Here is a 10,364-nt window from a genome sequence, read left to right on the forward strand (position 1 = left end):
CCATCCGGACAGCCTGTCCAGATCGTGGAGGGGCGGCGTACCCTCGAAGCAGTCGATTTCTATGTCTCTGAGATCTCAGAAGGAGCGAGCGACGATGCCCGAGCTCAGGTCCCGCACAGTCACCCACGGCCGCAACATGGCGGGCGCACGCGCCCTTATGCGTGCCTCCGGTGTACCCGGCGCGGACATCGGGCGAAAGCCGATCATCGCCGTCGCCAACTCCTTCACCGAGTTCGTCCCGGGCCACACCCACCTTCAGCCGGTCGGCCGGATCGTCTCCGAGGCGATCGTCGCCGCGGGCGCCATCCCGCGCGAGTTCAACACGATCGCCGTGGACGACGGCATCGCGATGGGCCACGGCGGCATGCTGTACTCCCTCCCCTCCCGCGACCTGATCGCGGACTCGGTGGAGTACATGGTGGAGGCGCACTGCGCCGACGCCCTGATCTGCATCTCCAACTGCGACAAGATCACCCCCGGCATGCTGAACGCGGCCCTGCGCCTCAACATCCCGACGGTCTTCGTCTCCGGCGGCCCGATGGAGGCAGGCAAGGCCACGCTGGTCGACGGCACGGTCCGGAAACTCGACCTGGTCAACGCGATCAGCGACGCGGTCGACGAGAGCGTCTCGGACGAGGACATCCTCCGCATCGAGGAGAACGCCTGCCCGACCTGCGGCAGCTGTTCCGGCATGTTCACGGCCAACTCCATGAACTGCCTGACCGAGGCCATCGGCCTCTCGCTCCCCGGCAACGGCTCGGTCCTCGCCACGCACACCGCCCGCAAGGCGCTGTACGAGAAGGCGGGCGAGACGGTCGTCGAGATCACCAAGCGCTACTACGACGGCGACGACGAGTCGGTCCTGCCGCGCAACATCGCCACGCGCGCCGCTTTCGACAACGCCATGGCGCTCGACATCTCCATGGGCGGCTCCACGAACACGATCCTGCACCTGCTCGCCGCCGCGCAGGAGGCCGAGCTCGACTACGACCTCGCCGACATGGACGAGGTCTCGCGCCGCGTCCCCTGCCTGGCCAAGGTCGCCCCGAACGTCGCGCCCGGCGGCACGTACTACATGGAGGACGTGCACCGCGCCGGCGGCATCCCCGCGATCCTCGGCGAGCTGTACCGCGCGGGCCTCCTGAACGAGGACGTGCACACGGTCCACTCCGCGTCCATCAAGGACTGGCTGGAGACCTGGGACGTGCGCGGCGGTTCGCCGTCGGACGAGGCCGTCGAGCTGTGGCACGCGGCCCCCGGCTGCGAGCGCTCGGCGACCGCCTTCTCCCAGTCGAAGCGCTGGGACAGCCTGGACACGGACGCCGCGGGCGGCTGCATCAGGGACGCGGCCCACGCGTACTCGAAGGACGGCGGCCTGGCGGTCCTCAAGGGCAACCTCGCGGTGGACGGCTGCGTCGTGAAGACGGCGGGCGTCGACGAGTCGATCTGGACGTTCGAGGGTCCCGCCGTGGTCTGCGAGTCGCAGGAAGAAGCGGTCGACAAGATCCTCAAGAAGCAGGTGAAGGAAGGCGACGTGGTCGTCATCCGCTACGAGGGCCCCAAGGGCGGCCCCGGCATGCAGGAAATGCTCTACCCCACCTCCTTCCTGAAGGGCCGCGGCCTCGGCAAGGCCTGCGCCCTGGTCACGGACGGCCGCTTCTCCGGCGGCACGTCGGGCCTGTCGATCGGCCACGCGTCGCCCGAGGCGGCGTCCGGCGGCACGATCGCCCTGGTCGAGGACGGCGACCGCATCCGCATCGACATCCCGAACCGCGGCATCGAACTCCTCGTCCCCGAGGAGGAGCTGACGGCCCGCCGCGAAGCCCTCGGCGGCGTCTACGCCCCCAAGTCCCGCGAGCGCAAGGTCTCGGCGGCACTGCGGGCGTACGCGGCCATGGCCACGAGCGCGGACCGCGGCGCGGTGCGGGACGTGTCGAAGCTCGGCTGATCCTTCGGCCGCCGAACCGGTAACGAAGGTTCCGCAACCACCCCACCTCACTCACGCGTCCCCCCAGTGACGAGCATGCCAAGGGCGGCCACCGGGCCAAGGCCAGGAGCCGCCGCTTCACGGGGGAGAGAAGCATGAGCGAGAACGTCATAGCGCCAGAATCCGCAGAGGCGATCGAAGCCGCCGCGGCAAAGACGTACCCCATCGCCGCGGACGTCAACGTCCGCTCAGGACCGGGCACGTCGTACGGCAAGGTGGGCCGCCTCTCGGCAGGAACGCGAGTGACGATCCACTGCCAGAAGCCGGGCGAGAAGGTCACGGGCCCGACCGGCACGTCGAAGCTCTGGGACCGCATCGGCAGCGGCCGCTACGTCTCCGACACGTACGTCCGCACAGGCAGCGACGGCTACGTGGCCCCGCGCTGCTGAACCACCGTACGCAGAATGCGGGCGAAGCCGCCCAGGTTCACTCGGACTTGGGCGGCTTCGTCGCGTCGAACGAATAGACCGTGTTCTTGGCCGCGGCCACCACGACCACACGCCCCGAAACCGCGACCCGCGGACTCGCGTTCACCTCACCGGCAAGACCCTCGACCCGCGGATCGGTGCTCCACAGGGTCCTGCCCCGCGGCGACACAGCGACCACGCGCCCGCTGGGCGAGCTGAAGTACAGCGCACCGCCGCCGCCCGCCGCCGGCCCGGAGGCCCCTTCCACACCGGTCTGCCGGGACCACTTCTGGCGCCCGGTCGCGGGATCGACCGCACTGATCAGCCCGGTCGGCTCGGCGAAGTAGACGGTGCCGTCCACGACGCCGGGCGTCGCGCCGTACACCTTCTTCAGCGGCCGTGACGAGACGCGGCCACTGCCCGGCTCGACCCGCAGCACCTTGTCGTACCCGAGGAACTCGGGGCCCTGCATCCGCTGATGGAGGAGTACGAGCCTGCCGTCGTCACCGCCCACCGGGTGCACGGGCCCCTGGACCGCGATGCCCTTGCCGAACGTCCCGGACTTGACGTCGAGGGTGTGGAGAACGGGGTGGTGCACCTCGATGTTCGCGACTTCGGCGGACGGCGCGCACATCGCGTACATCCGCTGGCCCGCCGGGACCGGCGTGCACTCCGAGCCCGCGGGGAACGGCGTCGACCGGAGCAGGCGTCCGCTGTGCGCGTCCCTGGCCTCGATCCGCGTACGGCCCGCGTCGACCGACAGGACGGTCGAGCCGGACAGGACCACGTCCTGGGACCGCCCGGTGAAGATCTGGGACTGGCCGCTGATCGGGCGGGACCACAGTTCCTTGCTGGTCCCGGCGTCCAGCGCCACCACTTCGATGGGCTTCGAGGACGATGCCTCCGGCGGGAGGCGGTAGCCGAGGACGGTGTCGTTCGTGGCGCCCACGATGTGCATGCCCTGCATGGGCACGCCGGGGCTCTTGACCTTCCAGATCTCCTTGCCGTCGGAGATCCGCAGCCGGGTGGCGACGACTCCGCCGCCCCCGCAGAACAACGCGTCCCCGCGCGGTACGCAGCGCACCTCGTCCGGGATGCCCTTGTCGTTGGGCACGGTCGTGCGCCACGGCCGGAAGCCGTCGGGCAGGGGAGCTTCGGCCGCCGCGACCGTGCGGTCCTTGCCGTCGCCGCCGCTGTCCCCGGTGGATGTGTCGGGCGAACCGAGCTGGAGCGCCGCGATGCCGCCCCCGAGCGCGGCCACGGCGACGGCCGCGGCGAGCACGGGGCGCCAGCGGCGGCGCAGGCTGCGGCCGATGAGGGTGCCTTCGGGGGCGGCGGGTGCTTCGGCGGTGTCGCCCCCGGCAGTCCCGACATCCGATGACCGGTGATGCTGCGTGTCCGTGTCCCGCGTACGGCTGGCCCGCACCCCCGCCGCGTCCCCCAGCTCCACCGGCAGGTCCCGCAGCAGCTCGAGGAGTTGGTCCGCCGACGGCCGCGCGTCCGGTTCCTTGGCGAGGCACGGCTCGACCACCGCGCGCAGGGCTGCCGGAACGGCGTCCAACTCCGGCGCCTCGTGCACCACTTGATATGCCGTCATGTACGGGCTGTCCGAGTCGAACGGCCCCTGCCCCGTCGCCGCGTACACCAGCAACGTACCGAGCGAGAAGACATCGGACCGCGGCCCGACCCCACGCGGCGCCTGCAACTGCTCGGGCGACATGAACGGCGGCGTACCGATGACCCGCCCCGTCATCGTCAGCGTCTGCTGGTCCGCGGCGCGCGAGATGCCGAAGTCGATGACGCGCGGGCCCTCGGGCGAGAGCACGACGTTCGACGGCTTGAGGTCGCGGTGCACGACGCCCACGCGGTGGATGTCGCGCAGCGCCTCCGTCAGACCGATGGCGAGCGTGCGCAGGTCGGCGCCGGTCAGCGGGCCCTTCTTGGCGATGTGCTGGGCGAGCGTGTGCCCCTCTATATAGGCCGTCGCCATCCACGGGTGCTCGGCCTCCGGGTCGGCGTCGACCACGGCGGCGGTGAAGGCGCCGCTCACCCGCCGCGCCGCCGCCACCTCCTGCCGGAAGCGGATGCGGAACTCCTCGTCCCCGGCGTACTGCTGGTGGATCAGCTTGATCGCTACAGGGCGCCCCGAAGCCGTACGCGCCAGAAAGACCGTGCCCATGCCGCCCGAGCCGAGCCGTGCCTCCAGCGGATAGCCGCCGATCTCAGCTGGGTCACCTCCGCGGAGCGACACTCTCCCCGACCTCCCCGTCCCGCGTGCACCGGTTTTCGCATGGGCCCATTTACCTGTCCTGCCACCCAAACTAGCCGTCGGGTGGTACGGGAGGGCAAGGCGGGGGACGAATAGGGCGCGCCTCACCCCTGCCCCGCGCCTCCCTGTGGCCACCGCGGGCGATACTCGACGGGTGAGCGCAGATTCCAGCACCCCCGACCGCACGGACGCGACGGCCACGACGGACGCGGAAGCCGCGAAGGCGACGACTGCCGTGAAGGCGACGACGACCGCGACGGCCCCCGGCCCGCAGCCCGAGCCCCTCCGCTTCTTCGGCACCACCTGGGTCGGCCACGACAACGGCTACGGCGCGCGCCGCGCGGGCGTCGCGGCGGGCTCGCTGCTCGCGGCGGCCGCAGGCTGCTTCGTGCTGCGTTTCGCGTACGAGGGCATGGCGGTCGCGGACGTGGGCACGTTCGTGAACTTCCTCGTCCTCATCATGTTCTCGGTCTGCAGCGCGATCGCCTTCCGCCGGGCCTGGGAGGGGTTCACCCGCCGCCACGACCCGGCGTCCCAGTCGTCGATGCGCGGCCTCATGACGATCGGCTTCGTCGGCGTCCTCCTTGCCTACTTCTTCCGCTCCCTGACCGAGGCCCCGGGCGAGAAGCTCCACCGCGAGGAGTACGAGGCGGCGCGCGAGCAGTACGCGAAGCGCACGTCACGCCGCACGGGCAACCCGTCCCGAAAGAAGAAGAAGGCTTGAAAGCTTGAAAGAGGGAGAAGGCCTGAAGGGCATCGTGACCAACAAGGGGTGACGGAGCCCGGCCCCCTGGGGCAAGGATGACCGGCATGACTTCAGCCCCTTCGCACCGCCGCGCTCACTCCTTCAACGCGGCAGCCGCCCAGTACGCGGCCCACCGCCCCTCCTATCCCCCCGCCCTCTTCGACGCCGTCGAGAACCTGGCGGGCCGCCCCCTGGCCGGGGCCCGCGTGCTGGACGTCGGCGCGGGCACGGGCATCGCGACCGCCCTCCTGGCAGAGCGCGGCGCCCATGTCGTCGCGGTGGAGCCGGGCGAGGGGATGGCGCGCGAGCTCCGCCGCGCGCTGCCGGACACGCCCCTCGTGCGGGGCGACGGCGACCATCTGCCGTTCGCGGACGGCTCGGCCGACTTCATCACGTACGCCCAGGCCTGGCACTGGACGGACCAGGAACGCTCCGTCCCGGAAGCCCTTCGCGTGCTGCGCCCCGGCGGCGCGCTCGCCCTGTGGTGGAACATCGCGGACCACGCGGTTCCGTGGGTCGCGGAGCAGGACACCCGGATCGCCCGCTGCCTGGGGTACGACGACGGCGCGCGAAAGACCGCCGACCGGACGACCGAACTGACGAAGGCCCTGGACTTCCGCCGCGACCGGATCCACTGGAGCCGCAGCATCCCCCTCGACTCCCACCTGGCCAACATCAGCAGCCACTCCGCATTCCTGGTCCTGGGCGAGGACCGCACGGCGGCCTTCCTCGCCCAGGAGCGCACGGAACTCCTGAAGACCTTCCCGACCGGAATCGTCGAGGAGAGCTATGCAACAGACCTACTCCTAGCCCTCAGCCCCACCCCCTGAGCCCCACCCCCTGAGCCGCGCCCCTCGCCGTCGACCCTTGACGCCCCCGGCGCCGAAGGCGCCATAATCATCACATGATGAATATCGACGAACCCCCTGCCGTCGAGGCGAGGGACCTGACCGTCGTACGAGGCCCCCGCACAGTCCTCCGCACCCTGAACTTCACCGTCCCCAAGGGACAGATCACCGGCCTCCTGGGCCCCTCAGGCTGCGGCAAGTCCACGCTCATGCGCGCAGCGGTAGGCACCCAGGCCAAAGTCACCGGCACCCTCAAGGTCCTCGGCCAACCGGCCGGCGCCCCCGGCCTCCGCTCCCGCATCGGCTACGTCACCCAAGACCCCTCCGTCTACGACGACCTCACCGTCCGCCAGAACCTGGACTACTTCGCCGCCGTCCTGGACCCAGGCCGCGGCCCCGCCGCCCACCGCCGCCACGAACACGTCACCCGAGCCATCGACGACGTCGACCTGACGAGCCACGCCGACGCCCTCGCGGGCAACCTCTCCGGAGGCCAGCGCAGCCGCGTCTCCCTGGCGGTGGCCCTCCTCGGCGCCCCGGAACTCCTCGTGCTCGACGAACCCACCGTCGGCCTCGACCCCGTACTCCGCCGCGACCTGTGGAACCTCTTCCACTCCATCGCCGCCGACCGAGGCACCACGATCCTCGTCTCCTCGCACGTCATGGACGAGGCCGAACGCTGCCACCGCCTCCTCCTCATGCGCGAAGGCGAACTCCTCGCCGACGACACCCCGGAAGCCCTCCGCACCCGCACGGCCACCGAAACCGTCGAAGCCGCCTTCCTCCACCTCGTCGACGAGGCAATCGCCGCCAGCGACGCCTCCACCAGGAGCCCCCGATGCCCCCGATGAACACCCACCGCACCCTCGCCACCGCGGCCCGTGTCCTGAGGCAGCTCCGCCACGACCCCCGCTCCATCGCGCTGATGCTGTTCGTCCCCTGCGTGATGCTGCTGCTCCTGCGCTACGTGTTCGACGGCAGCCCGCAGACCTTCGACTCCATCGGCGCCTCGCTCCTCGGCATCTTCCCCCTCATCACGATGTTCCTGGTGACGTCCATCGCCACCCTCCGCGAACGCACCTCAGGCACCCTCGAACGCCTCCTCGCGATGCCCCTGGCCAAGGGCGACCTCATCGCGGGCTACGCCCTCGCCTTCGGATTCCTCGCCGTCATCCAGTCGGTCCTCGCCACCGGCCTCGCCCTGTGGGCCCTCGGCCTCGACGTCACCGGCTCCGCCTGGCTGCTGCTCCTGGTCGCGCTCCTCGACGCCCTGCTCGGCACGGCACTCGGCCTCTTCGTCTCCGCCTTCGCGGCCTCCGAGTTCCAGGCCGTCCAGTTCATGCCGGCCGTGATCTTCCCCCAGCTCCTCCTCTGCGGCCTGTTCACCCCGCGCGACAACATGCATCCGGCTCTCGAAGCGATCTCCGACGTCCTCCCCATGTCGTATGCCGTGGACGGCATGAACGAAGTCCTCCGCCACTCCTCCGTCACCGGCGATTTCGTACGCGACGCCGTCATCGTCGCGAGCTGCGCCGTACTCGTCCTGGCCCTGGGCGCCGCCACCCTCCGCCGCCGCACGGCCTGACCCACCAATGCGAGGATGACCTCACCAAGCTGATGCGCTGACCCGCTCCACACCGAAGCGCAGACCCGCACCTGGAGGGTGACCCACACATGCCCCAGCCCGTCGCAGTCCTCGGCACCGGCAAGATCGGCGAAGCCCTCCTCAGCGGAATGATCCGGGCCGGCTGGGCCCCCGCCGATCTCCTGGTCACCACCCGCCGCTCCGAACGCGCCGCGGAACTGCGCACCCGCTACGGCGTGGATCCCGTCAGCAACGCCGACGCCGCCAAGCAGGCCGACACCCTCATCCTCGCCGTCAAGCCGCAGGACATGGGCCGCCTCCTCGACGAACTCGCCCCGCACATCACCCCCGACCGCCTGATCATCAGCGCCGCCGCCGGTATCACCACCTCCTTCATCGAGGAGCGCCTCGCCGACAGCACCCCCGTCGTCCGCGTCATGCCCAACACCCCGGTCCTCGTGGACGAGGGCATGTCCGTCATCTCCGCCGGCAGCCACGCCACGGCCGCCCACCTCGCCCACGCCGAAGCGATCTTCGGTGCCGTGGGCAAGACCCTGCGCGTCCCCGAGACCCAGCAGGACGCCTGCACCGCCCTCTCCGGCTCGGGCCCGGCGTACTTCTACTACCTGGTCGAAGCCATGACCGACGCCGGCATCCTCCTCGGCCTGCCCCGCGACAAGGCCCACGACCTCATCGTCCAGGCCGCGATCGGCGCCGCCGTGATGCTCCGCGACAGCGGCGAACACCCGGTCAAGCTCCGCGAGAACGTCACCTCCCCCGCAGGCACCACCATCAACGCCATCCGCGAACTCGAGAACCACGGCGTACGAGCAGCCCTCATCGCCGCCCTCGAAGCCGCCCGTGACCGCAGCCGCGAACTGGCCTCCGGCAACAACAGCTGACCGACCGGAGCCGGGGACCCGGGGCGCGCATCGGCCGCGCCCCGAACACGGCCCCCGCACCCCCCGGAGAGCGGCCCGCCGCTACTCCACTTCGTTCACCGGCGGCAGCAGGCCGATCGCGCGGTAGGCAGTGTCCACCGTCGGCCTGGCCATCGCCCTGGCCCGCTCAGCTCCCCGCCGCAACACCTCCTCCACATACGCGGGATCAGCAACCAGCTCCTTGTGCTTCTCCTGCACGGGCCTCAGCATCTCCACCACGGCGTCGGCAGTGTCCTTCTTCAAAGCCCCGTACGACTCATATACACCGCTCAAGCCCTCGGGGTTCCCACCCTCACAGGACGCCAGGATCTCCAGTAGGTTCGAGATCCCCGGCTTGGTCTCGCGGTCGTACTCGACCTCGCTCCCGCTGTCCGTGACCGCGCGCAGGATCTTCTTCCGCACGACGTCCGGCTCGTCGAGCAGATAGACGATCCCGGCCCCCGCATCGCCGGACTTCCCCATCTTCGACGTCGGATCCTGCAGATCCATGACCCTGGCCGCCACCTTGGGATACGTGGCCCGCGGCACCACGAACGTGTGTCCGTACCGCTGGTTGAACCGCACCGCCAGATCCCGGGTGAGCTCGACGTGCTGCACCTGGTCGTCCCCGACCGGCACCTGATCCGCCCCGTACGCCAGGATGTCCGCCGCCATCAGCACGGGATAGGTGAGCAGCGAAAGACGCACACTCCCGCCCCGGGCCCGCTCAAGGGCGGATTTCTCCTTGTACTGGATCATCCGCCGCATCTCGCCGTCCGTCGCGACGCACTCGAGCAGATACGAGAGCCGGGCGTGCTCGTCGACATGGCTCTGTACGAACACGGTGGCCCGCTCGGGATCGATCCCCGACGCGAGCAACAGCGTCGCCGCCTGCCGACTGAGCCTGCGCACCCGGCCGGGATCGTGGTCCACGGTCAGGGCGTGCAGATCGACGATGCTGAACAGCGACTCGGCGCGGTGCTGATCAACCTCTGCCCACTGGCGCACGGCGCCCAGGTAGTTGCCCAGGGTCAGATGCCCCGTCGGCTTGATCCCGCTGAAGATCCTCGTCATGTCTCCGCCTCCTGGTCAGGACCGCCGGCCCGACGACCGGGCTCCGGGTCCTCCAGGGGAGAAACAAGAAACGGCCGCCGAGTCGGCAGCCGTTGAGTACATGCGTATGTACGGCCGCCGTCAGGCGGCCCACCACAGCTGGGTGTGCGCATGCGTAGTCACGGCTCCCACAGTAGTCCTCGGAGGCCGCCGTGTATCGGGGTTGACACGCCCAGACCGCATACGTAGTGTTCTCCGAGTTGCCCGACGTGAGCGTCGACCCTTGGTCGGTCCCCGGGCAGCCATTCCGCAAGAACCATTCAAGCGATCGATGTCGTGTCTCTTCGATGACCCGTCGTCTGCTCGTTTTCATGCGTATTTGCGAAATGAGGAATCCGCGTTCGAAAGGGCGCCCCCGATTAGGTCGGGAGCCAGGATTCCGCTAAAGTCTCACTCGTCGGAACGGCCCAACAGCCGGGAAGACAAGCCCCGCTGACTGGGAATCAGGCCCGAAAGGATCTGATAGAGTCGGAACCGCCGGAAAGGGAAA

At 70.1% G+C, this 10,364-nt stretch carries 9 protein-coding genes; 7 read left to right on the plus strand and 2 right to left on the minus strand.

The features are described 5' to 3' along the window. Positions 1-94: 94 nt before the first annotated feature. Both ilvD and ABZ833_RS31425 read left to right on the plus strand, forming a co-directional pair. On the plus strand, positions 95-1,948 hold the full coding sequence (gene ilvD, locus ABZ833_RS31420) for a dihydroxy-acid dehydratase (protein ID WP_361053478.1): 1,854 nt from the start codon (positions 95-97) through the stop codon (positions 1,946-1,948). Between the two features lie 134 nt (positions 1,949-2,082). Continuing rightward, entirely contained in the window at positions 2,083-2,376 is a 294-nt protein-coding gene (locus ABZ833_RS31425) for an SH3 domain-containing protein (RefSeq protein ID WP_361053481.1), read from the plus strand. Positions 2,377-2,413: 37 nt separating this feature from the next. Here ABZ833_RS31425 and ABZ833_RS31430 read toward each other — a convergent pair whose 3' ends face one another. Next, positions 2,414-4,645: a protein kinase gene (locus ABZ833_RS31430; protein ID WP_361053484.1), complete on the minus strand. Its 2,232-nt coding sequence runs from the start codon at positions 4,643-4,645 to the stop codon at positions 2,414-2,416. A 253-nt stretch (positions 4,646-4,898) separates the two neighbouring features. On the opposite strand from ABZ833_RS31430, the gene ABZ833_RS31435 reads away from it, so the two are divergent. From ABZ833_RS31435 to proC, 5 genes are all read left to right on the plus strand, one after another. After that, positions 4,899-5,387: an EamA/RhaT family transporter gene (locus tag ABZ833_RS31435; protein WP_361053541.1), complete on the plus strand. Its 489-nt coding sequence runs from the start codon at positions 4,899-4,901 to the stop codon at positions 5,385-5,387. Between the two features lie 86 nt (positions 5,388-5,473). Further along, a complete protein-coding gene (locus tag ABZ833_RS31440) occupies positions 5,474-6,238 on the plus strand; it encodes a class I SAM-dependent methyltransferase (RefSeq protein WP_361053487.1) in 765 nt (254 codons plus the stop codon). Positions 6,239-6,312: 74 nt separating this feature from the next. Continuing rightward, positions 6,313-7,107: an ABC transporter ATP-binding protein gene (locus ABZ833_RS31445; RefSeq protein ID WP_361053490.1), complete on the plus strand. Its 795-nt coding sequence runs from the start codon at positions 6,313-6,315 to the stop codon at positions 7,105-7,107. Beyond that, positions 7,104-7,841 carry an ABC transporter permease gene (locus ABZ833_RS31450; protein ID WP_361053544.1) on the plus strand — a complete coding sequence of 246 codons (738 nt, stop codon included), beginning with the start codon at positions 7,104-7,106 and terminating at the stop codon, positions 7,839-7,841. The genes ABZ833_RS31445 and ABZ833_RS31450 overlap by 4 nt, the downstream gene beginning before the upstream one ends. Positions 7,842-7,930: 89 nt before the next feature. Beyond that, complete coding sequence (gene proC / locus ABZ833_RS31455) at positions 7,931-8,743, plus strand: pyrroline-5-carboxylate reductase (protein WP_361053493.1); 813 nt, start codon at positions 7,931-7,933, stop codon at positions 8,741-8,743. An 81-nt stretch (positions 8,744-8,824) separates the two neighbouring features. On the opposite strand, the gene trpS is transcribed toward proC, so the two are convergent. Further along, positions 8,825-9,835, minus strand: coding sequence for a tryptophan--tRNA ligase (gene trpS / locus ABZ833_RS31460; RefSeq protein ID WP_361053496.1), 1,011 nt, complete (start codon positions 9,833-9,835; stop codon positions 8,825-8,827). Positions 9,836-10,364 lie beyond the last annotated feature (529 nt).

Source organism: Streptomyces sp. NPDC047525 (genome assembly GCF_040643025.1).
In the GTDB taxonomy this organism is placed as follows: Bacteria; Actinomycetota; Actinomycetes; order Streptomycetales; family Streptomycetaceae; genus Streptomyces; species Streptomyces durmitorensis.

Coding starts and splice junctions, on each gene's coding strand:
- ilvD (WP_361053478.1), top strand. CDS start 95: ATGCCCGAGCTCAGGTCCCGCACAGTCACCCACGGCCGCAACATGGCG.
- ABZ833_RS31425 (WP_361053481.1), top strand. CDS start 2,083: ATGAGCGAGAACGTCATAGCGCCAGAATCCGCAGAGGCGATCGAAGCC.
- ABZ833_RS31440 (WP_361053487.1), top strand. CDS start 5,474: ATGACTTCAGCCCCTTCGCACCGCCGCGCTCACTCCTTCAACGCGGCA.
- ABZ833_RS31445 (WP_361053490.1), top strand. CDS start 6,313: ATGATGAATATCGACGAACCCCCTGCCGTCGAGGCGAGGGACCTGACC.
- ABZ833_RS31450 (WP_361053544.1), top strand. CDS start 7,104: ATGAACACCCACCGCACCCTCGCCACCGCGGCCCGTGTCCTGAGGCAG.
- proC (WP_361053493.1), top strand. CDS start 7,931: ATGCCCCAGCCCGTCGCAGTCCTCGGCACCGGCAAGATCGGCGAAGCC.
- trpS (WP_361053496.1), bottom strand. CDS start 9,835: ATGACGAGGATCTTCAGCGGGATCAAGCCGACGGGGCATCTGACCCTG.